Source organism: Levilactobacillus yiduensis (assembly GCF_024718525.1).
Classification (GTDB): domain Bacteria; phylum Bacillota; class Bacilli; order Lactobacillales; family Lactobacillaceae; genus Levilactobacillus; species Levilactobacillus yiduensis.
The window spans coordinates 26,290-49,529 of the sequence record NZ_JAMXAZ010000019.1; the positions used below are offsets into that span (position 1 = coordinate 26,290).

19 protein-coding genes are annotated in these 23,240 nt (G+C 49.3%); 4 read left to right on the forward strand and 15 right to left on the reverse strand.

Going from position 1 to position 23,240, the window contains the following annotated elements; all coding sequences use genetic code 11:
• Positions 1-110 precede the first annotated feature (110 nt).
• Complete coding sequence (locus NGM66_RS10485) at positions 111-1,121, forward strand: NADP-dependent oxidoreductase (protein ID WP_208907253.1); 1,011 nt, start codon at positions 111-113, stop codon at positions 1,119-1,121.
• Between the two features lie 536 nt (positions 1,122-1,657).
• Here the strand turns inward: NGM66_RS10485 and NGM66_RS10490 are convergent.
• A complete protein-coding gene (locus NGM66_RS10490; RefSeq protein WP_208907252.1) occupies positions 1,658-2,143 on the reverse strand; it encodes a hypothetical protein in 486 nt (161 codons plus the stop codon).
• A gap of 574 nt (positions 2,144-2,717) precedes the next feature.
• Between NGM66_RS10490 and NGM66_RS10495 the strand changes: the two genes are divergently transcribed.
• On the forward strand, positions 2,718-3,884 hold the full coding sequence (locus NGM66_RS10495) for a DUF2075 domain-containing protein (protein ID WP_208907251.1): 1,167 nt from the start codon (positions 2,718-2,720) through the stop codon (positions 3,882-3,884).
• Positions 3,885-3,935: 51 nt separating this feature from the next.
• On the opposite strand, the gene NGM66_RS10500 is transcribed toward NGM66_RS10495, so the two are convergent.
• The 12 genes from NGM66_RS10500 to NGM66_RS10555 form a co-directional block, all read right to left on the reverse strand.
• A complete protein-coding gene (locus NGM66_RS10500) occupies positions 3,936-4,229 on the reverse strand; it encodes a hypothetical protein (RefSeq protein WP_208907250.1) in 294 nt (97 codons plus the stop codon).
• A 44-nt stretch (positions 4,230-4,273) separates the two neighbouring features.
• Positions 4,274-4,756 carry a hypothetical protein gene (locus NGM66_RS10505; RefSeq protein WP_208907249.1) on the reverse strand — a complete coding sequence of 161 codons (483 nt, stop codon included), beginning with the start codon at positions 4,754-4,756 and terminating at the stop codon, positions 4,274-4,276.
• Positions 4,757-4,952: 196 nt separating this feature from the next.
• Entirely contained in the window at positions 4,953-6,824 is a 1,872-nt protein-coding gene (locus NGM66_RS10510) for a DUF5776 domain-containing protein (RefSeq protein WP_258115604.1), read from the reverse strand.
• Positions 6,825-7,127: 303 nt separating this feature from the next.
• Complete coding sequence (locus NGM66_RS10515; RefSeq protein WP_208907245.1) at positions 7,128-7,994, reverse strand: hypothetical protein; 867 nt, start codon at positions 7,992-7,994, stop codon at positions 7,128-7,130.
• 139 nt (positions 7,995-8,133) lie between these two features.
• Positions 8,134-9,954, reverse strand: a complete 1,821-nt coding sequence (locus NGM66_RS10520) for a DUF5776 domain-containing protein (protein ID WP_258115605.1) — start codon at positions 9,952-9,954, stop codon at positions 8,134-8,136.
• 324 nt (positions 9,955-10,278) lie between these two features.
• Positions 10,279-10,968, reverse strand: a complete 690-nt coding sequence (locus tag NGM66_RS10525; protein WP_208907243.1) for a class A sortase — start codon at positions 10,966-10,968, stop codon at positions 10,279-10,281.
• The gene (locus tag NGM66_RS10530; protein WP_208907242.1) at positions 10,969-11,751 is read right to left on the reverse strand and encodes a class C sortase; all 783 of its coding nucleotides are present in this window, start codon (positions 11,749-11,751) and stop codon (positions 10,969-10,971) included.
• A 289-nt stretch (positions 11,752-12,040) separates the two neighbouring features.
• Positions 12,041-13,483, reverse strand: coding sequence for a pilin N-terminal domain-containing protein (locus tag NGM66_RS10535; protein ID WP_208907241.1), 1,443 nt, complete (start codon positions 13,481-13,483; stop codon positions 12,041-12,043).
• A 3-nt stretch (positions 13,484-13,486) separates the two neighbouring features.
• A complete protein-coding gene (locus NGM66_RS14395) occupies positions 13,487-16,360 on the reverse strand; it encodes an MSCRAMM family protein (protein ID WP_208907240.1) in 2,874 nt (957 codons plus the stop codon).
• A 349-nt stretch (positions 16,361-16,709) separates the two neighbouring features.
• Positions 16,710-18,332 (reverse strand): glycoside hydrolase family 43 protein, encoded by a 1,623-nt coding sequence (locus NGM66_RS10545; RefSeq protein WP_208907239.1) that lies wholly within the window; start codon positions 18,330-18,332, stop codon positions 16,710-16,712.
• A 28-nt stretch (positions 18,333-18,360) separates the two neighbouring features.
• Positions 18,361-19,839 carry an MFS transporter gene (locus NGM66_RS10550; RefSeq protein WP_258115606.1) on the reverse strand — a complete coding sequence of 493 codons (1,479 nt, stop codon included), beginning with the start codon at positions 19,837-19,839 and terminating at the stop codon, positions 18,361-18,363.
• Positions 19,840-20,104: 265 nt separating this feature from the next.
• Positions 20,105-21,010 (reverse strand): helix-turn-helix domain-containing protein, encoded by a 906-nt coding sequence (locus NGM66_RS10555; protein WP_208907237.1) that lies wholly within the window; start codon positions 21,008-21,010, stop codon positions 20,105-20,107.
• A gap of 78 nt (positions 21,011-21,088) precedes the next feature.
• On the opposite strand from NGM66_RS10555, the gene NGM66_RS10560 reads away from it, so the two are divergent.
• On the forward strand, positions 21,089-21,835 hold the full coding sequence (locus tag NGM66_RS10560; protein WP_208907236.1) for a hypothetical protein: 747 nt from the start codon (positions 21,089-21,091) through the stop codon (positions 21,833-21,835).
• A 77-nt stretch (positions 21,836-21,912) separates the two neighbouring features.
• Positions 21,913-22,101, forward strand: a complete 189-nt coding sequence (locus NGM66_RS10565; protein WP_208907235.1) for a hypothetical protein — start codon at positions 21,913-21,915, stop codon at positions 22,099-22,101.
• Between the two features lie 243 nt (positions 22,102-22,344).
• Here the strand turns inward: NGM66_RS10565 and NGM66_RS10570 are convergent, their stop codons facing one another.
• Together NGM66_RS10570 and NGM66_RS10575 are read right to left on the reverse strand one after the other, a co-directional pair.
• Positions 22,345-22,857: a DUF1097 domain-containing protein gene (locus NGM66_RS10570; RefSeq protein WP_308707533.1), complete on the reverse strand. Its 513-nt coding sequence runs from the start codon at positions 22,855-22,857 to the stop codon at positions 22,345-22,347.
• An 18-nt stretch (positions 22,858-22,875) separates the two neighbouring features.
• The coding region (locus tag NGM66_RS10575; protein WP_258115607.1) for a DAPG hydrolase family protein at positions 22,876-23,240 on the reverse strand (365 nt) is incomplete at its 5' end.

Here is a 23,240-nt window from a genome sequence, read left to right on the forward strand (position 1 = left end):
ACTTATGTATTGCTATCTGTTAGTCAAGTTTAATGGTTGATATTTTTAAACCATTGTCGTATACTTCACCCTAATCGTTTAAAAATGCGAACCATGAAAAGAGCTTTCTAATGACTAAAACTATGCAGGCTGCGCGAATCACTCACTACGGCCAAACACTACCCGTTACTCAAATCATTTCCCAACCCACGCCTGGTCCCACGGACGTGCTGGTTCAGATTCATGCTGCCAGTATCAACCCGATTGATTTAAAGATCATGCATGGTGGTCTTAAATTCCTACTCTCTTATCAAATGCCACTGACTTTGGGCAGTGACTTCGCCGGAACGGTTGTGGCAGTTGGCCAGAGCGTCACCGACTTTCACGTGGGAGATGCCGTATATGGACGTCCGCGTAAGAATCGTATCGGGACATTTGCTGAAGCCATTGCCGTTAACCAGGCCGATATTGCTTTGCAACCCCAAAACCTGAGCTTCGAAGCCGCAGCGGCCATCCCGCTTGTTGGCTTAACCAGCTACCAAGCGCTCCACGACCTGATACACCTGCGTCCGGGCCAAAAAATACTGATTCAAGCTGGTGCGGGCGGCATTGGGACTTTGGCAATCCAATTGGCCAAACAGTTGGGTGCATTTGTGGCAACCACTGTCAGTCACCAAAGCTTTGAACAGGTCGCTGCATTAGGTGCCGATCGGCTAATCGACTACCATACCGAGGACTTTGCGACTGTTCTTCACGACTACGATGCCGTCTTTGATACCTTGGGGGGCCGGGCACTTGAGCAGTCTTTCCAAATCATAAAGCCCGGCGGTCATGTCGTCAGCCTTTCTGGCATTCCCGACGGTAAATTTGCAGTTGCTTATGGTCTCCCCTGGTGGAAACGTCAGTTACTCGTGGCAGCCAGCCACCGGGTGACCCACTTAGCTAAACAAGCACAAGCCAACTACAATTTTCTCTTCATGCACCCCAGCCACGTGGAGCTAGAGATTCTCACCCACCTGATTGAGCAGGAACGTTTGCATCCTGTCATTGACCGCGTCTATCCGTTCAGCCAGCTTAATCAAGCACTTAGCTATGCGCAAGCTGGCCACGCGCATGGAAAAATTATTGTGTCCTTTGACTAAGGGCGTTACCTACGCTTTAGCAGATAAACGATTCCAGTTCGCAGGTAATTGCAGTACCCTGACGCTTTGTTCCAAGGTAATTCGACTGACGCCGGGCAATTCTTCATCTTATAAAATCACACTACCCACAGTACCAACTTAGTCAATCGTGTTGCCCGCTTCCACTGAAATCCAATTTACCATGTGGTTTTCCGCCCCTTCTTGCTTACTAAGTAATCAACGGATTACCTAATTTTCCTAAATCGCCTTTCTCGTCGTCAACTACTAGAACAAATAACTGCAAAACGCAAAAATGAGTTTGAGACAAAATGGTACTTGTCTGGTGAACATTACCACGACGAGGAAGAACTCACCCCCGTATACCATGGTTTGATGAAGTTTTGCGGCAAGACCTTCTACACGTCTTACGGCGAGATTCCCGATGACAACTAAATTTTGTACAACAAAGGACGTTCAACTACTGATTGTTAACAGCTGAGCGTCCTTTTAAAAAACGGTGCTTTGTCTAGAGTACAGTTTGGGCACCTTATACTGATCTATTTCCAGTAAAGGTAAGTGATTTTACTTCCACCAATCGGGTAAAGTGCCAAGGCTTTTTTTCCACTATGGCGTACTGGTTTTAGTGTCATATACCCTGCGTAAGGAAGCTTACTCTTAGGAATTTTATTTCCACCAGGGTAAACATCATACGTCTTGTGCTTCTTATCATAATACATGCCGCCGATTTCTTTCTTAGAGAACTTAATAGTCTTACTCTTCTTATGACCACCCTTGAAATCCATCTTCATGGCATACGAATTTTTGTTAAACTTATAAGTCCAGCGAACTTTAATCCCCTTCTTGTACTTACCATAGCTCTTTTCTTGCCAAGTTCCCCGCAATGGTTGGGGCATGGTTTTGTACTGACGAAAGCCTGGGTTAACATCATTTTTTGCCGCATCAGCTGTACTAGTCGTTGCTGACACTACACCAGTAATTCCAAGCGTTAATGCAACCGCAATAGCAAGTTTTTTTAATTTCATATGTACGCCTCCGGTTAAATATCTTTTGGTTAAACAATTATATTAATATTATATCATAATATTAATACATTAACGGTAAAGATGAGTTTCTCGATAATTACGCCAAACGCCATCACTATTAGACTAAACATTGTCTATAAACCCCACTTGATTTTTCCACCACTAGCTTGCCAGTAAGTAACACAAAAATGAGTCAAAAGGCGATTAGTTGGTGAGCATTAAGGCTGATAAGCGAAACCAGCTGACTTTAGGCCCAAGTTTCAGCAATCTAAGTTCGGAGACACCAAAGGGTTTAGGCGTTTTGTCTCAAACGCAACACCAAATAAGCGTCGATATTCCCTCGGTTTTTATTTTTTTAAAATCACTTTTTTAGTTCGACTTTACTATTCTCCTAGCACCCAGTAGCCCCACTCTCTAAGCCCAGCTGGACATGCATGCTTTCTAAAATTCGCCATTTCAAAATTCATGAAACCCTTCCCACACATCCACATCCCTCCCCAAGAATATAACTGTTATAATTAAAAATTGTATGGGCGCCGGCATCGCCTACAAATCAATTGATTAGGAGCTTACCATGAATAAAATCTTACAGGAACAATTCTTCGTCAAGGACCTCTCTGACGACCAAAAGCGCGTCATCACTAACCTTAACGCGTATATCAAGCAAGGCCTCGCAGGCGACACGTCCTCCGTCGCCATCATCGAAGGCGCGGCGGGGACCGGCAAATCCGTCGTTCTGATGGAACTGGTCCGCAAATACATGACCGACAAGCACTACCGTACCTCGTTGGTCGTGAACCATCCCGAACTCTACAAGGCCTACCGTGACCTCGCTGAGTCGATTCCCAATATGAAAGCGGGCGAAATTCGGCGACCAACGTCACTGATCAACTACGCGCAAAAGAATCACAAGAAATATGACATCATTTTCGTCGATGAAGCCCATTTGCTCTATTCCAAGTCCGAGCCATACGCCCACTACCGCGGCCAAAACCAGTTGACGGATTTGATGGCATTGGCCAAAGTCGTCGTGGTCGTTTACGATTTCGACCAAGTCTTCCAGTCTAAAATGTACTGGGACAAAGACCTGCTTTACAAGACTATCGGCAACCACCCACACGAACTCTTCAGCATGAACTTTCAGTACCGGATGGTCGCTAGCGACGAGCAGGTGGCCTGGATGGACGACCTCACCGCCGAAAAACCACTACGGACCTTCCCCGACAACAGCCAGTTTGAATTTAAAATGTTCGATACTGCGGGCGACCTCTTTGAAAATATCAAGAAACGCAACAAGGAAGTCGGCATGAGCCGGGTCGTCGCTACCTCAGGGTTCCCGCGGATCGACGGGCGACACAACGTTGAAATGGATTCTTTCAGCCTCCCATGGGATGAATGGGATCCCCAACGAACACACTGGGCCAAGCGCGAGGGTTCCATCACCCAGGTGGGGACCATCTACACCCTGCAGGGCTTTGACCTGAACTACGTCGGTATGATCATCGGCCCATCATTTGGCTACGATAAGCGAACCGATACCATGACCATCATTCCCGAAAAGTATTCTCACAAGGAAATCTTCAAGAAGCGTAAGGACAAGCACTTCACGCGTGACGAGTACAAGACATTCATCGCCAACGTCTTGAATGTTCTGATGAAGCGTGGCAAGTACGGCCTGTATTTGACGGCTTATGATGACGCGCTACGGCAACGGTTGCTGGAACTAAATCATGGTGAATAGCATAAATTAAAGGACCTCAGAAACAAAATCTGGGGTCCTTTTTCGTTTAGACTAGAAATGCCAAACGAACCAGTCACACCATTCTCCGAGTCCCTGGACATCATTTGGTGACTTCTCCAGAGCTTCTTTCATGGCATCATATTTCTGGTTAGCTTCCGCTGGCGAAGCAAATGCCGTATCAAAAAATGTACCGTATAGCCCGCAAGTAATCGCAGCCTCTGTCCGACTCTCTTCCAGCGTAATTCTGCCGACACCAGGCCATTCCTCATCTCGCAAGATAACGCCATTTTCTGTTCCGAGTTGCCCAATCGTTTGGCCGTTCTCAACTGGTACCCACTCTACCACGTACGACACCTCTTTTGATTTCGGAATGTTTCACATGAAACATCCTACCGCCGATACAAGTAAGTGATATGCTTCCCGACGACTGGGTATGACTTGATGACCTTCTTGCCATTCTTGCGAGTTGGCTTCAAGTATAAGATTGATGCATAGGCACGCTTGCTTTCAGCAGCTGCGGTTGGGTAAATTTCATATCGCTTGGTTTTGTACCGGTAGTCGATGTCGCGGATTTCTTTCTTCAAGAAATGAATGCTCTTGGATTTCCTTTTCCCTTGAAAATCCACTTTCATTGTGTAAGAATGCTTTTTAAACGTATAGGTCCAGCGAACTTTCTTCTTGCTCTCGCCGTTATACTCTGAATACCCCTTAGTTCGCCAAGTTCCCCGTAGCACCTTGGGAATAACATGATACGTCTTATAATACTGGCTATTGTCAGTCGCCGCGCTAGCTGGTTGGGTAGTCGCTGTGATGCCCCCGGCTAACCCCAAGCTCAAAGCGACAGCGATGATTAAATGGTTTGCTTTCATCATAATTCCTCCGTTGGACTATGTATTTTGTTTCCCATTAAAGTATAGCACTTGGTTAACCATTTCCCACATCAAATACCTTATGGATTTTCTCCTGTGATCAACTGGTCAATTTGTTTCCCCTACTTCGTGTATGTCCGTCCTTCACGAAAATAAGGCGGCCCCCGCTATCATTGCGTGAGTCGCCTTATTTGTACACTTATTTTTGAATGACAAAAGTCTTATTTGCCGTGACATACCGCCCGTTGCTGAGCTGTAACCGCGTGGTTAAGTGGTAACGCTTGAGCTGCTTGACTCGCAGCACCTTGCCCTTCTGGTAATGAATTGACTTACCTCCCAGCGTCACACTGTGATAGGCATTAACACCCTCCTTGGCAATGACCCGAATGGCTTTAGGTTTCTGTTGATAGTAGGAGTGGACCCAAAAACTCCGATCAATCGTCACATAACCAGTTTTACCGCGGCGTTTCGATCCCTGCGTCACGTCCTTGACCAGATACCGCGGCGTGCCATTCACTGATTTGGCCATGCCCGTAATCACAAATTGTGGCCGCTTCGTCCGCGTTTGCTTGTTGTAATAGAACACGCGGGACTTCTTAGTGAAGTTAGGTGTCTGGTATAAGCCCATCTTCTTCACGGCTGTGAGCGTCCGGTCCTGCTTAGCTACCGGGAACGGCTTCGTGACTTGGTCCGGCTGACTCTCGGTGGCATCGCTGCTGGAACTAGACGATGTTGATTCGGCTGCTGGACCTGTCGTTGACGGCGTAGGATCGGCCTTGTACACCAACGTTACCTCTTGGGGATCCGAGGTATAGGTCCCGGTCAGTGATCCTTTTTCAGCCTTAACGTAGTGGTACCCTGTCAATGCTTGTGGGGTGATGGTGAAGGCTTTTCCTAAGTCACCCGGAACACTTTGGTCCGCCTGAATGGTCTTGCCATTCTCATCAACGTAGTGTACGACGACCGGGTTGCCTGGAGTGACTGCTGGCACCCAAACGTAGGTTTCATCCGTTGTCGGTTTGTCAGTATTTCCTTGGCTATACAGCTTAGAAATGCCATCCAAGGTGTAGGTTACTTTGTCTGGCGCATTTGAATATAGATCACGGCTATTCTCCCATTTCTGAGTGAGCGCACTTGCACCACCATAATTTAATTGCGGCAGGCTATTAGCTGTCAAATTCATATCTGGACTTAACGTTAACTGCGCTAGGGTCGTATCGTCCGTTATCAAATTATCTAGCGGTACTTGTGATTGCGGCTGCCAGCCTGACAGGTTAACCGTCGTCTTGGGCCCTTTCAAATAGAACATCTTATAAAAACCCGCCTGTGGATCTCCAAAAGTTTCATCCTTGCCTTCGGTCACCCTGCTGACATCAAAGTGTGATAAATCTAGGATCACGTTATAAAAGCCATCGCCAATTTCATAAAACATCTTTCCCATGTCCGTAACGTTACTGGTATTAAATTTATCAAGGCCAACAATATTACTGGTCAGGTTATTATTCCCTTCAAACATTCCCTGCATCGTCGTGACTTTACTCGTATTAAAGTTAGAGACATCCAGAGTCTGTTGCCCCGAGCTACTGAACATCTCCGCCATATTCGTCGTTTGACTAACATCTAACCGGTCCAAATGCACAATCTGTGGGCCCAAGGAACTTCCTGCTTGACTATTAACATTATTAAGCCCATAAAAAAGATGGGATGCATTCTCTGGTGCTTTAATCGGACCATCAAAAGAGATGGTTTTAACGACCATATTATTGGTGTAATCCGGAGTTTCCAAAATGTCTTTTAATGGTGAACTCCAAAAATACCCATGCGAGCCGTCTGGGTACGTTTGAATGGTTTCCGTCGCTGGCGGCAACGTCCCTTCACCCACGTGCAGCACGCCATCTGAGGTCAGCTGCCATGGGCAAGTTCCCACCGTTCCTTGAGACATAACGGTCGCAGCCGCATGCGCTACCACCGGTGACGACCAACTCGTCCCCGCTGGCAAATCACCCATGATGGTCGCGCCACCTAAAACCAACGCTGCTGCCAAAGTAACACCAACTATTCGATGTTTCATAACATAAAGCCTCCCCATAACTATCATGCTAAACATTGATCACGGTTAGATTTCATTTACTATCACAATTAAATTGCCATAGAAAATTGCCATCCGACTTTATACGTTTATTATATCAAATCATTTGTTAAACAGTACACACGCAGCATATTTTTGGCAACTTTTTAACCGCTTACATTTTGATGTGCCGCCGGACTTTCCACGTTAGACTATCCGCTATCTCCAGCACAAAAAAGGCGCTAACCGACTTGCTACTAACCCGGTTAACGCCTATTTCACAACTAATACTTTAAGTTACACACACTAATCTTCAATCTCACTACCAAAACAAATCGGCGTGTAGTAGGTGACCCCACCAACGGCGTAGAGACTATCAAACACGTAGACCGTACCCCGATCATCGTCATAGTAGCTTAAATTCTGCGGCTTATGCAAATTCTTGAAGGCCAGCCGGTACTGGTAAGCCCCCTTCTTACCCACACGCGTCGTCTTAATCCCGGTCCCAGACATTTTCGTGCCTAGGTACAGATACCGTGTGGCGCCCTTAACGCGGGTCTTCTTGATCTTGGCCTGATGCAAAGGTTTGCCCGCAAAAATGGCATCGCCAGCAGCCTTGGTGTTTCGGGCAATCAGCTCAACATAGCCGTTGGTCGTGACCCGAAAGACGCGTTTCTGCTGATTGTCTCCCTGCAAGGTTGCCTTGGCACCGCCTAAATACAAATCACCATAGCTATACGTTGGCATGTACGCCGGCCGCTTCACCTTTTTAAGATGGGTCAACGCGTAGGAAACGATGCCACCGGCCACGTAGCCCTTTTTGGCGCCCGAATTAAGCAGCTTGTAGTTCAGATTTCCTTGCCCCAGGGCCAACTCATTGCCCCACTTACCATGCGCGAGCTGATGTTTAGGGATGATGCTTCCCGCCACAACGGTTCCCTTGGGTAACGTGATGGTCTTGTTGTACTGCCGCTTTTCGGTCTTCGCCTGGTAGTACGTTACGGTCGCCTTGACCGCCCGGGTCGCCCGGTAGTAAGTATCACTATTTAAATAAGAACGACTGACGGTGGTTCCGCCAATATTGACCGTCGCGGCCGCATGGGCAGTCTCACCAGTGCCGACTGTCAACAATGCTGCAAACCCAATCAAGCCGGCTAATAGCTGTTTTTTCATGTTATTCATCCTCCCTAATCTCCCATTTACGATACCACTCCTGTGGAAAGGACGTCAACGTCTGCCAAACTCCGGTCAATTGGGCCCCACAAAAACAGACGACCCAGCCGGAGCTAGTCGTCTGTTTGATGCAATTCTGTTATTTCATCAATACTAAACGCTTATTGGCCGTGATATACCGGCCATTACTGAGTTGGAGGCGAGTAGTCATTCGATTGCGTTTAAGTTTTTTAATCCGGAGCACGCGTCCCTTTTTGTAGTGCTTGACGGGTCCCTTAAGCGAAACTTGGCGGTAAGCGTTGATACCATTCGCCGCGATTACTTTAATGGTCTTGGGTTTCTTCTGATAGTAAGAATGGGTCCAGAATTTCTGATTAGTCGTAACATAACCCATCTGTCCTCGCCGCTTTGATCCTGGCGTTACGTCCTTGACCAGATATCGGGGTGTTCCTTTCGCTGATTTAGTTAATCCTACAATCACAAATTGTGGCCGGTTCGTCCGCAACTGACGATTGTAGTAAAACATCCGTGATTTTTTAGTGAAGTTAGGCGTTGTATACAACCCCAGCTTTTGCACAGCTGTAATGGTCCGATTCTTTTTAGCGATTGGTAATTGGTCAACAACTTTGTCCGGTTGACTCTCAGTGCTTTCACTTCCCGTATCCGTCGTCACATCAGGCGTTACCACTCCTGCTATCGGCGGTGCTGGCTTCACCCGGTACGTCAGCGTAACACTTTGCGGGTCAGCCGTGTAACTACCCGTCAGTGATCCCGCCTGTACATCAACAAAGTCATAGCCTCTAATCGGATAAGCCACTGGATCAATATCAAATGCCTGGCCGTAGTCGCCAGCAAGCGTCTGGTCTGCCTGAATCTTTTCCCCTGCCTCATCAACAAAGTGGATAGTCACTGGCCCGCTGGCCTTTTTTTCTGGCATATAGGTCACTGCTGTCGTCGGCCAATCAACGCTTCCAGAACTGTACAAAGCAATCAGTTGGTCAGTTGTAAATTGACTACCTGCTGAGTTCACCCAATTACCGGTAATTGCCGAATCATCATCGATTTGCGACTGAAATGTTGTCTGGCTTAAATCAATTTTGGGATTCAGTGTCAATCGATCTAAATAATTCATATTATTGTACCAAGTTTCAAATATATCACCTAAAGGAATCGATGGATGCCAACCACTTAGGTCAATGGACAATCGGCCACTGCTCGCAAACATCTGTTCAAATCCAGTTGTCTTACCAAAATTCTCGCTGTTTCCCTCCTTGACCTGGCTGACATCCCAGCTGGACAGGTCAAGAGTAAACGATTCTTTACCAGTGATGTCAGAACCATAGTCATTAAACATCTCACCCATATCTGTAACCTTACTCGTGTCGAATTGATTAATTCCTTTAATATCATCTGTAAGATCAATATTCCCAATAAACATACCATGCATATTCGTTACGTTCCGCGTGTCCAAACCAGAAACATCAATTGTCTGCTGTTTGCTACCAGAAAACATATAGGCCATATTAGTCGTCTGACTACTATCTAACCAATGCCAATTTTCAATCTGTGGATTATCCTCAAAGTCATATATCAGCATGTCAAATAAGTGGGATGAGTTTTTAGGCAACACAATTGGGCCCTCTAGCGAAATAGCCTTAGTCTCATGCGGGTTTTCTATATCAAATCTCATTTTATTAATGACCTTTACAAACGGTGAGTAACCCAAATAACTCGCTTCAGCCTCTGGAAGCTCACCACCACTAACGTGAACGACTTCTTCGTCTGACTCATACCACCACTTACAAGTCCCCAGTTCGCCTTCATCCGTCGTACTCATACTATCTGCCCGTGCCGTTACCGTTGGCGACCAACCTGTCATCTCTGGTAAAGCTTCCCCAACCGCCATCCCACCTATTACCAAGATTGCGGTCACTGCTAGACCGATTACCCGTCGTCTCATGAATAACGCCTCCTCATGGATTCATGTCAAATACTAATTAATAGCAATCCTCGTTTACTATATGATTAAAGTGCGCACGAAAAGGGTGTCTACGTTATTTACAAGTTCATTATATCAGATGACGATGTATCCAGCCATCCTTATGTGATTTTGTTCACTTTGTTTGTTGCTGTTTTCTTATTCATCGATGAAGGCTAATTCTTCACTAGTCATTGAATTATAATCCGCTACATTACGGCAATAATCTGAATTCTCTTTCTGAGCCGCAGTAAAAAACGACCATCCATCACGGATAATCGTTTCAATAACACGTTATACATTTCTCTATTTTGTGATCCGTTTCACCGATTGCAACGTCCCTCGCACCACCAACCGTTTAGGCTCACCGCGCTTAGCCGAGGCACAGGTGACCAGGGTCACGAGCTGTTTGCCGGGCACGTCGTCGATCACCTCGACGCGGTAGCGGTCCACCACCTGTACGCGGGTGACGCGATACCGGTACATCCGCCGCTGGTCGGTCAGGTAGACGCTATCTCCGTTGCGAACGCCCTTCAGCGGTGAAAACAAGAGCCGTTGGGACGTCATGTAGTGGCCGGCCAGCGCGTAATTGCCTTTGCCCATCTGCTGGTCGGCCTTGAGCGTGCCGGCCCCGCGCACCAGGACGTTATTACTCACGCCCACGCCAATCGGTAAATCCAGATTCACCGCGGGGACGCGCAACTGCCCAACCGCCCCATACGTCTGGTCGCCTGCCAGCCCCCGTAGTCCGTAGCCTGCGACCGACACGGGATTCAGCTGAGATGTCTGCGCGTAATTGAACGGGGCCGTCTTGCCTTGTGCCGCTCGTTTAGCCTGCTGGACGCTCTCAGGCGTCATCTGGCGTTTCGCCGCCTCGCCTAATTGCGTGACCGAAAAGCTTTGCGTCAATGCCAGGAGCACCAACCCACTGCCGATGAGAAACATCCCCAGCAACCAGAGGGAAGCCTTTTTGAAACGTCGTTTACGTGTTGCCATTTACTTTCCCTCCTTCATTCGTCGGTAGTGGTGGTAGCCGGCCCACCCACCAGCGATGATGAGGAGGGCCGCGACCACCAGCAAGCCAATCTTGTACCAGTCCCACACGAACTGGCCGCGGGGAATGGTTTGCGTCTCGTTGGGGATGCGCCGACCAGTGACCAGCAAGCGGTGCGTGTTGATCATATACGGGGTACAGGTCATCAGCGTCACTTGATTCTGCGTTGCCGCGCGTTGGATGGGCTGTTGAGTCGCGGCCTTCACGGTTCGGCGCGTCGTCACCTCGTAGGTCATCAGCCCGTAAGCATTTTTAAGGTAAAACCGGTCCCCGCGTTGGAGCCGGGGAAGATCGGTGAAAAGCTGTGCCCCCGGCAGACCACGGTGCGCCGTGATCAAGCTGTGTTGATTCCGTTTGCCCTGAGGGACATCCGTGCCGCGGACCAGCCCCGCATACTTTTGCAAGACATCCTCACCAGTCCCCGCGAAGACTGGTAGTTCCACGTTGATCTTGGGAATCGCAATCAGGGTGAGCGGCGTGGTCGTCACGAAGGACTTCCCCGTCGCGTTAAACGGGTCTGGTACCGTGGCCTCATCACTGGTTTCTTGCTTCTGTAAGGCCCGCTGCAGTGTCTTTAGTTGGGTCTGGTTCGCCCGTTGGAGCTGTTGCTTGTACGCCGTCAGGACCCCCTGCTGGCGCCAACCGGTCACCACGTTGCTGGCGGCCGGATAGCCAATCAGGCCCAGGCCCAAGCAAAAGAGTAAGATGATCAACCATCTGCGCATTAGGGGGTCCCCCCTTTCTTTAGTCTAGTTATGCCGTTTTCGGCTAGGTAGTTTCGTGGAAATCGGTGAAATCGGAAAGCTCCGTCAACCAACAGTTTTGCCGGTTTGGGAAGCGGTCTTCCGGTTCGTTTAATAGCCAGGTAACCGGTCGGCACAGCCAGTACCACTGAATTGGGTCAACTTTGGCTGAGCTTCACTGTTACTGAGAACTAAACCGACTGCTAGTGACTTATCTCTGTAGCCGAACTGTGTCGCCGTTTCTTGCGTGCCACCTTCCTAGCTGTCTAGGTTACGCCTTGTTTTGCCGCCGTTGCCGGTAGTACAGGTAGCCGGAGCCGCCCATCAGGAGTCCCCCGATGAGAAGGAAGAGCCAGATGCCCATGCCCCCGGTAATCGGTAAGGCGTAACGTTCGTTTTCAATGTCCTTGATTTCCGTCTTTTCATTAATTTCAAATGGCGTTGCGGACTTCAGCAGTGCATATCCAGCCGGTGCTTGCGTTTCAATCAAGTTGTAGACGACCTGCTTTTTATCGTGCTTATCGTAAACGTAAGGGACGCCGGTGAAGTCAAATTTCCCATCCGAACCGGACGTCAGAACTGTCGCTTGCGCTTCATCCTTCACCCATTTCTCAAACGTCTTGCCGTCAAACACAGCCCAAAACTTTTCGCCGTCAGCGACTTTTTGTACCTTGAATTTCGCTCCGGCCAGCTCCTTACCCGTCTGTGCGTCGACCTTCTTGAACTCGGCGCCACCCAGAATCAGGTGATTCGTGATTCCGATCGTGCTGCCAGAGATTTTAAAGTAACCCGCGCTAGGTTGGGCAACCGCTTTCTTGATGTTCCCATCCTTATCAACAGCGAAAGTCAGGGAGATGGCCTGACCGTTAGCGGTGAGGTGGTACCACGGGTGGCTGGCTACGGAAGATTCCGTCAGCACATAGCGCGTCCCGACTTCCAGGCCGCCAAAGTCAATGTCGCCTTGTGCATTCGTGGTCAACGTGATCGCGTTGTCTGGGTCGTTCTCCGGTGCCAACGTGAACTGGATGCCTTCCAGCGTCACGTACTTATCGCTGGTCGGTGCCTCTGGGTCCAGGCCAACCTTGTGAATGGTCGGGTCGATGCCACTAGCCACCACGTTTTTAGGGTACAAGTGAATCGTGTCTTTGTCATTCAGGGGTAAGCCAATAATCATCGGTGCGGACATCCCCGTTAAATGGTCCACAGGTGCCGCCGTTTCCATGATGAGATAGAAGCCCTTGTTACTCAGGCCGGCAAACGTCAGCAGGCCACTGCTATCCGTCAGCGTTTGGGTCGCCGTTGCCTGTAGGTCATTCTGATCGACGAAGGCCTGTTGCGCCGCTAAGACTTTTTCAGGATCGGTCTGACCGTTGGTGATTTCTTGAATCAATTCATCACGAACTTGTTTAAACGTGTCCTGGTCCGTTTGCCCTGCAACCACGTCCCGCGCCTTTAACAGGGCCGTGATATCGTACACGCTGTACGTGACAGCGCCATATTTGCTAGCGTCATAGGGCTTGAGGCCTTGCGTGTCGACCTCGTCGCCGGTGTTTTGAATCGTCTTATCAGCGGTGTTATCCAACTTGTGCAACTTCAACGTCACCGTGTCCGGCGCGGCCTCAGCGGCGTGAGCGGTCAGTTGACCACCCCCTAACGCCAAGCCACAAACGGCGAAAGCAGCGACTGCGAGTTGTCGTAATTTTGTAATTTTCATGGGTTATTCTCCTCTAGGGTGGGTGCGCCAAATGGCGAGAGACGATAGGGTGAGTATGAGCCCTAAGACAATGAACCAGAAGATGCCCTGCCCCCCGGTCACGGGAAGACTGTATGGGTCGTTTTCAATCCGGTCTGGTGCGGATGCTTCTCTGTCTGAAATGGTAAAGTCATGCGCCTTACCGAGCGTGTAGCCGTCTGGCGCCTGCGTTTCGATCAACTGGTAATCGCCGTATGGCAAGCCAGTGACCTTGAAAATACCATCGGCCGCCGTTAGCTTGGTCGCTTGCTCACGCTGGTCGACCACGCCACTCAGGTGCCCGTCCGCGTCAAACGTCAGGTACTGCTTCGCCTGGTTGCGAATGATAAATTCGGCGCCGGCGAGTTTGCTGCCAGTGGTGCTATCAACCTTGTGGAAACCGTAGTCCCCGCGTTTGCGTTGGTTGGTCACGGTGATAACCTGCTGCGCGTCGTCAGAGATGCTGACCTGCAGCGTGTCGGTCGTGAGTTTCCAGCGATTAACAGCGGTGTCGTAAGTTAGCGTGAAGGTCGGCCCTGAGATGTAGCCCGCGGGCGTGGTCTCAGTGATCGTGTACGTGTGTCGCTTACTCAAATGCGTCAGAGTCGCCTCACCGGCCTGATCCGTTGTGACCGTGAACGTCTGGCCGTTCGGGTCGGTCACCGTGAAGACGACATCTTTCAGGGGTTCGCTGGCCGTGGGGTCCCACATGAGGTCGCCCACTTTTTTCAGCTTCAAGGTCGTCAGGTCCCGTTGGAAATGCGTGACCACTTCATTCGTTTCCTTTTCCCAGGTGTAGTTTTCCCCGGAGTCAAACGTCACCGTCGCCTGGTTCTTGAAGGTCCCGACAAAGTCATCGTCAATCACGACCCGCATTTGAAAGGCAAAGGCGCGACCGTCAAACGTCAACTTTTCAATTTCCTTGTCGGCGAGTTCATAGATGACCTGACCGCTATCAGAAACGTCTAGCTTGCCCCCCTCAGTAATCTGGGTGCCATCCGTGTTGTACAGCTGAAAGCCTTCGAGTGTCATCCCCGCCGGCAATTGATCTTTCAGGATGATCCGATCCGGCTTGGCAATCGATTCGTTCGGAATACTGTAAGTCGGTTGATAAATCGTGTAGTAAAAGCTGTTCAGGTCATCGTCATCCCGGTCGATCGTCACGCCATCCAGGTTGTTGTGGTCGAGACCCAGGTCGGCGGTCCGGTGAACCGTTTTTTGCGGCGCCGGTGCTTCGAGAGCCACGAGGTAGCCGCTGGAAAATGACTGCCACGTGAAGCCCGATTCACTTTTCAGCTTGAATAGCTGCGTCGTCCCCACTAGTGGGAAGGAAACCGCGCCTTTTTCATAGTTGGTGGACCCGAGGAAGTCGCCCCATTCGTCCTTACCCGTATACGATTGGCCAGCCTGCCAGATCCCTTTACCGATACCTTCGTACCAGCCGTTGTCTTGCTTTTTGACCAGCGACTCCGCTGACAGCATGCCTTCCAATCCCGACCGCGTTCCTGCCCATTCATGTTCGCCTTCCTCGTTACCGTTCAAGGAGCCAAATGTGAAGTATGAGTTGTAATCGTTATCGGCAGTGGGTTGCGGGAAGTTCAGCATCTTGGTCCCGTCTTCGTTAATAAACGTGATATCCAGGTCAAAGCTTTCAATCCCGTTGTAGACGATTCCCGAGTAGAAATTGGTGGAAAAATCAATGTAGCGATCCTTCCCTGCTGGTGCATTCTTATTGTAGACAATGTTAGAAATCTTAACGATAGCGCCCATCTGCTCAGTAGGGCTTTCTGCCGAAGCTGAGGTCGTGTAGGCCCCAACATTTTGATAGTAAACCACGATGGTATCCGTCGCTGCGGGTACTGGGCTATCATTCAAAACAACCGTATAGGCCTGCGCGTGGTCTGCTTGTTGGTAAGAGTAGTAGTACTGGTTGGCATATGTGTTGTCCCAGTAAGTGTTGCCGCCCGTCGCGGCTTTTTTGGGCCCGACGACGTTGCTATCAGTGACTAAGGTGCCGCCAATATCCAGGCTGTCTGACCAACTGCCGATCTGAATCTGTGCGCGGTGAACGTCGAGCGAAGCCGTTGGCAATGCCGGTGTCGTTGCTCGCGCTTTGCTAGTCTGCGTCTTCGCCGTGGTCGCGGTATCCGCGTCGTCATCGTCGGCCTTAGCTGCTGAACGACTGCTGGTCGTGCTGGCCGCTGACGCCTTGCTCGACCGTGAGCGTGACTGGCTGGACTGCGACCGCTGACTCACGGACGTTTGTGCGTTGGTGGTGGATTGACTGCTGGTGCTACTACTAGTGGTGCTACTGTGACTGCTGCTTTGACTATTGTTCTGATTACTGCTCTGACTGCTGTTCGTTGACGATTCTGCCTCGCCACTCTCAGCCGCCTTGACCGTGACTGTCGGGAGCACGAATGTTTCGGCTTGGTCCGCCACTTTCAAAGTCAGTTGGAGTTTCGCCACCAGGAGTGGGTCAACGAGCTTGACGGGCACGACCACGGCCGTTTTCTGGGGCTGGTCCTGCTCATTTTGGAGCACCAACCGCTGTTTCGAATCAACTTCCGCCGTCACGGCCTCGGCCAGTTGCGGGTCGTCAATCTGCCCGGACTGGAATGCGGCCTCATCTTGTTCCGCCAACGTCATCACCGTTTCGCCTGCAGGGAGCGTCAGGTTTAGCGCCAGTTGCACGTCCTGCGGTTGGTGACTATCGAGGTTGGCCACGACTTCCCCCGCTTGGGTCTGGAGGTCCGCCGTTTGAATGACTGCTGTGTGCTTCTGCGCTTGGCTACGCAAGAGCGGTGTTAAACCAAAGAGACAACCGATAATTAAAACCATGCGTAACCATTTTTTCATGGGGGTAACCTCCCTATCAAGCGGGTTGCGAGCTGCTTTTTCTTAATTGCCCCCAGAATATCAGTGAATTATGAATAAGTTATGAACTCGATATGTAATTTCTTATTAGATTGATACCGTAATCTTGTTACATACTAAATGACTTGTAACGATGATTGTTTTGCAAAATTAATTTAAAACCCAGTTTCTACTATAAATAAATGCCGCCTTCAACTATGCGTCTTGCGCCCCATGATTTCTCATGAGACTCCCATATTTTTGGCTGATTGCCTGTCAACCCCAAAAACGACGCGCCCTCAGCAAATTGCCGAAAGCGCGTCGTTCTCTATATTCTGCTCATTGACCCAGACTAGTCTGGTAATTCTTGGTAATCGAAGTGGTCAAACGTCGCGACCGCCTCGTAGCCAGCGTAATCCACCGCTGCCAAGCCCACGAAGGCCCCGGTGAAGAAGCCACCCGATGTCTGTAGCACGTAATCGTCGGATAGAATGGCGGCATCTAGGACTACGGGAACCGTTTGCCAGTCCTGCCCGTCAAAGGAATACTGGTACGTGTAGGATTCCTTGCGAGCCTGCACTCTGAACCAAACGTACTCGGTGTCGGCCGGAATCGCAATGGCCTGGTCCTTCAGGAAGGACGTGTAGTGGTTGTTGTCATTTTGGGCGACTTCAATGACCCGGCCCTTCTTTTCATCATTGGTAATGAAAATCCAGGAGTAGTGCTTGTCATTGTAGAAGTTGACCAGTCCTGCCATTTGTTGATAGCTGAACGGGTCAAATTTCACCTTGGTCTCAGCATCAAAATTAAAGGCTTGCCAGCGCCGGGCGATAAACGAAACGTCAAACGTGCTGGACAGGGATTGTTGCCCCACGAGCTTTAATTCACCGTTCCCAACAGTCCCTAGCTTTGCGCTAAAGGGTTGCCGCAGCGTATTCCAGTTCAGGTCCAACGTTGGTTGATCAAAGTCATCATGTTGCGAGTGGTCCTTAGGGGCATCCGTTAAGATGGCATCTTGGGGGGCGTCAACTTCAACCTGTCCACCATGGCCGCCAACCACGCGTGGCCAGCCGTCTTCATCCCATTCAACTTTTTGGATCGACGTCTCTCGGCCTAAGGTACTCCATCCCCGTGGATCATGACTCGATTCCGTGGCGTGATTCCATGGCCGTGAGACTAGTGACGCATAATACCATTCGCCACCAGGCGTCGAGGTCAACGCCCCATGCCCTTGCTTTTGCAGGTAAAAGTCTGGGGTATCCAGGTTGGTAATGAACGGGCCATCGGGTTCCCCTTCAAAGGAGAGTTCAGCCAATGTCTTCGACCGCGCCACGATTTCCTGGTGCGTAAAGACGGTACCCCCTTCAGCGGCAAACAGGTAATAGTAGCCGTTGATTTGGTAAAGGTGAGGCCCTTCTACCAGTTTAACGTCATCCCCGTTGTAGATGTTCCGTGCCGTTTCCGGCTTTAAGCGCATCGTGTCCAGGTCGAATTCAGTCAACGTGATCCCATTAAATGGGTGGTTGTATTCACGGTGATCCCAGGTTTGTTGGACCAGGTACTTACGCCCATCCTTATCGTGGAACAAGGATGAATCAAAGCCGACCCCGTTAATCTTGATGGGATCTGACCACGGTCCGTGAATATCGGTAGCCGTCGTCAGGTAGTTGGTCATGTCCTTAAACGGCCCATCCGTAATCTTGACGTCCGTGTACACCAACCAGAACTTACCGTCGGCGTAGGAGAGATCAGGCGCCCAAATCCCGCCAGAAGCCGGATTCCCTTTCATATCAAGTAACGTCGTCGTGGACAACGGTGATGGCAAGAGGTTCCAATGAACCAAGTCTTTAGACTCATGCAGCCGGACACCTGGGAACCACTCAAAGGTCGAGTTGGCAATGTAGTAGGTGTCGCCGACCCGAATCATGCTCGGGTCAGCGTTAAAACCAGGTAACACAGGATTTTGAATCTTCATTAGAGATCTTCCTTTCATGTTTGAGTCCTTAATCCAGTTCAGCTTTGCGTGCGGCCGTTAATTCTTCGTTCATCTTGTTCACTTCGTCATCGGTCAACGTGTAGCGACTCATGACAAACATCGCGATGATGGCCAGAATAATTGGCAGCCAAATCATGGACCACTGAATGCCCATTAAGGCGCCGGCACTTTGCGTCGCCTTCGTCCCGTCAAATTTGAAGAAGGCGTTGATGTAGCCTGGGATGATTCCCCCGAGGGCTAACCCAATCTTGAAGAACAGGCCCATGATGGCGTTGATGATACCAGCCACCCGCTTCTTGGACGTGTATTCGCCGTAAGAAACGACTTCCGGAACCAGGGACCACATGTAACCCGTTGCGGCGGTAATCCCCCACTGCATGAGGAAACGGCCCGTGTAGCCAAGGGCAACGCTATTCTTAAAGGCAGGGAAAGACCAGACCCACAGAATTAACGTCCCAATGATAAATAGTGTTAAGAAAGCGTAGAAGAATTGGCGTTTACCAATCTTTTTACGAATGATTGGCCATAAGAAAACCAAGAAAATCCCTGGAATCGACCCAATCAAGTTGATGGAAGCCATCCACTCGGAGTGCCCAATGCTGTATTGCATGTAGAATGGCCAAACCGTGTTGCCAAAGAACATGAAGGTAAAGCCAATCAAGAAGAACAGGCCTAGGATTTGTAATGGCTTGTTTTGTTTGAATTCAGTCCAGAGGTCGGAATACTTAACGGCATCGGATTCCTTTTGCGTTGGCAAGACCCGTTCCTTGATGCCAAAGTAAGTAGCCGTTAACATCACAAACCCAATGATCATGTAGATTGCCATGACCATGAAGTAGGCGCCACCGGCCTTAGGTGAGGTGTAATCCCCCAAGTTCATGTGAATCCCGAAGAAGCCGATGTCCTTGGATTGTGGGTTTGGTGAAGCCATTTGAACGAACAGCGGTAGGAACGTGTAGACTAACAGGTTCCCGATATTTGCTTCCGTCATCCGTACCGTGGTCAGCGTTGAAATCTCATCGTTGTCCCGGGTCAAAGACGCGTTCAAGGCGCCGTAGGGGATGTTCACGAATGAGTAAATCAATGCGGTCGCCAGGTAAGCGATGAAGGCATAAAAGACGTTGCCCCGAACGGCATCGATCGGCAAGAAGAGCAGCGCGGCCATGATGGTCAGCGGCACCCCGCCATAAATCAGATATGACCGGTACTTACCTTTTTTAAAATTGTGCTTGTCGACAAACGCGCCGACCCACGGATCCCAGAAAACGTTGACCCAACGGACAATCAAGAAGATCGTGGCACCGACTGCGGCCGAAATACCATAAACGGTGGTTAAGTAAAATAAGAGCATGGAACCAACTGTACCGAAGATCAAGTTTTGCGCGAGATCACCGGCACCATAACTAATGCGTTCACGCCAAGAAAGTTTGGCAAATTCATCAGTAGCCTGAGTCTCTGTGGCAGTAGCCTGTGTATTTGAGGCCATGTGCGAGAACCCCTTTCAAATTGGAAAATAAGTACTTGGCAGCCGCTTCTAGCTGAGTGACCGCCAACAATTTATCTCGTGAGCCGTTGGCCGACGCCTCACGCATTTCTCCGTTAGCTAACTTACACGTTGAATTGTATCCGCTTTCATAAAGACTCGCTATCTTCTTTCATGACCGGTTTTAGTTAAATCCTGACCTTGTGGGTAAAACAAATCCCCGCCAAATCAATGTTTGACGGGGTCATTTATCTTTTTCTAACCAAAACTATTCAAAATAGCCACTTTCCTTAACTGTCCGGACCCGCCGCTTTTGTTTTAACTGCCGCTGGTAGCGACTAGGGGTAATGCCAGACCACTTCTTAAATTGCTTGCTAAAATTGGAAACACTGCTGGCCCCCATCAGGTAGGCGATATCCTCGATAGAATATTCCGGTGAGCCTAAGAGGCGCTTGGCCTTGTTGTACTTTTGACTTTCAATGTAATGTAGCGGGGTCACGCCGTAGACTTTCTTGAAGATGCGGTGCCCATATCCACTGCTGACGCCCACCTGCTGGCAAATGGTGGCAAACGAAAAGGACGGGATTTCTTCTTTCAAGATGTACTGCTTGATCAGCGACGCCATTTGCCGGCTCGTCTTGGCCTCGTTTTCACTGTAGCGGCCGCCCTTCTGTTGGGCAGAGGTCCGCAGGTCAGTCGAAACGGCGTAGAAGAAGTTGAGCACGGCAATTTGAATCTGGAGGTTGACCTGTTCCTTGTTCAAAGACCGGTCTGCACTGGCCGCAACAATGGTCGTTGCCGCAATCATGGCGGCTTTCGCAACGGGATGAGCGGCCGGAATCACGGCATTGACCATGTTGCTGAGCATCTCTGCCTTGAGCTCCAGGCTTTCAATGCTGAAGTGAAAGCAGATGTAGGTCATGCTAGCATCATCGCTGGTATTTTTATTGGTGTGCAGGGTCCCCGGGGAAATGATCATCACTTCACCCGCACCATAGTCAAACGCCCCACTCCCCTTGATCTCCGTGGTTTGCCGACCGTCAACGACACACATTAATTCAAACGCTTGATGTTTTTGCTCAAAAAACTGCCAGCCCCCTGGCACGGTTCGTTGATGCCCCCCGAATAAATAGAGACTCGAGTCCACGACTGGAATGGGTACAAACGGCTTCATCCCCGGTTCCTCCTTACGTTACTGGCTAGCACGATTGTGTAAGCGGTTTATTATTCAGCTTTTATTATAGCGAATTGGTTGTTTAAAGCAACTAACCTGCTTGCTGAGGAATTGAGCGTCTGGTCGCTGACTTTATTTCCAGCGTATTCTGGTACAACTGGCGGCAAAAATTGGGAAGAACTTATGGCAGGCTTCCTTGTCATCCGCATTTGCACCCCGCAACTGCTTCGGTATACTAAAAGCACTAAGGAGGAGATCTCAATGAAACATTTGTGTATGAAAACTGGTATTGTCATGCTTTTCGCTGTAACCGGATTCATTGGATTTGCCAATACTTCTGCTGATGCCAAGGTCGTTTGGACATTTGGTACATCCGATAAGTCTATTCGAACGGCGCCTAAATCTATACGCGGCACCTGGTATGGCTATCAATCTTCTTATGACAAACACCCAAGCAAACTCACCATCAACAAAAAATCCTTCACCGTGGCAACCACGGCTGGCAAACGTACGTTGAAGTACGCTAAATCCTGGAAGACTGCCTATAAAAAGAAGCATCTTCCCAATATTGATTTGCGAAAATCCCGCTACCATTGGTATTACTTCTCCGTTAATTTAAAATACAATCGGAACCCATTGGCTTCACAAATCAGTTATGGCCAGGTGCTACCTGTTAAGTACGGTCATCAAAAAGCCTTGGCTTACGTTCCAGTTGTCAGCGAAAATACTAGCCGGGTCACGCTACTGACCAAGAAAAAGGTCAACCACCCGATTTACAAATCAGCAAAGCACATGACCGTCGTTAATTTTTATGGTGGCAAGTAATTTGCTTGCAAATAGTTGATGAGAACCCTCGCTGCAATGATTTAAAGTTTCGCTATTCGAATTGGAGGAGAACATCCATGAAAAGTTTAGCAGTAATTGGGCTGGCCACCGCAACCATTCTGGGGCTAACCATCACCGCACCCGCACAGGCCGCCCAAGCAGCCGTTTGGCACCACGGCACCCCAAAGGCACTGCGGGGTAAATGGCGGGTCAAGCACGGTTCTCCTAGCGTGGAACGGCTGCACATTACGAAATCTCACGTCTAATTGTACTCAGTCGGACCGTTTAATCTGAAAAATGTCAAATACCAGAAGACGGGGAAGCATGCCTATAAGATTCGCGGCTATGAATATACTTATTTAGACGCAAATAGCACTATCAAGCTGCGTACCAAGGGCAAACACGTCATTCAGTACAAAGGGAGCTACCCTGGGGCTAATTGGATCAGTTTTGTTCATCGGTAAAGTAAAAGCGCATTGGCTGGGAATCGGTCAATGCGCTTTTGCGTGTTATGAACGTTTTTTGACCCAATCATTAACGACAGTCCCACCAACACCAATTAAATAAACACCCACAATCATGGATAGCGCCAGCTGCCAGGGCAACCAATGCCAACTGGCCATTGGCACATGGCCTAAAACTAGCAGTGCAATGGCCCACCCTGATAGCCACGCCGTAGAGTCAACATACTTACCCACAATGGTCAGTCCACAAATCAAGATACTACCCGCTCCCAAAACACCTAATGCTAAGAACTGGTTAACTGAATGACTTCCAGGTAATGCTGTAAAGCGCAAAACAAGAATTCCCCAGGGAATGCCGATTAACAGGCCTAAAATAATTTTACCCGCATTTTTGGGATCATTACCCGCTGCCGTAAATATTCCCGCACAAATGAGCGCAACGGCTCCGGTTTCAACACCGATTACAGGAATAAACACTGCCCACAATGGTGGTATGATACCTATGAAGAGTGCTGTGGCACCTACCTGATTAAAACGATGGCTTAAATTTCTGATTATCGTTCACCGTCCTGCTATTTAGAAATTATCTTTATTCTCACGGTAAATACTTGGTAATATTTTAGCCAAGTTCGTCATTTCTTTAATACTATGAATACCAAGTCGTTTAGCAATTTCGCCATCAATCTTGGCATCGTCAGGAATAACCCGGATTGGTTCGTGGGTTTGGAGATCAACATTCCATCCCAACCAGAAGCGGCTACGTAATTCAATGCCACCCTTGATGGGCCGGACGGTGTGCAACATTAAGGCTGTCTCACCATTAGCAGCAGCGACAATCTTAGTATCACTCTTCGCTAATAATTGGAGAGCGTAAAATATCTTGTGTAAATGCATAAAAGATTTCTGAATTGTATAGAAATAGGGAATGCCTTCCCTTATGA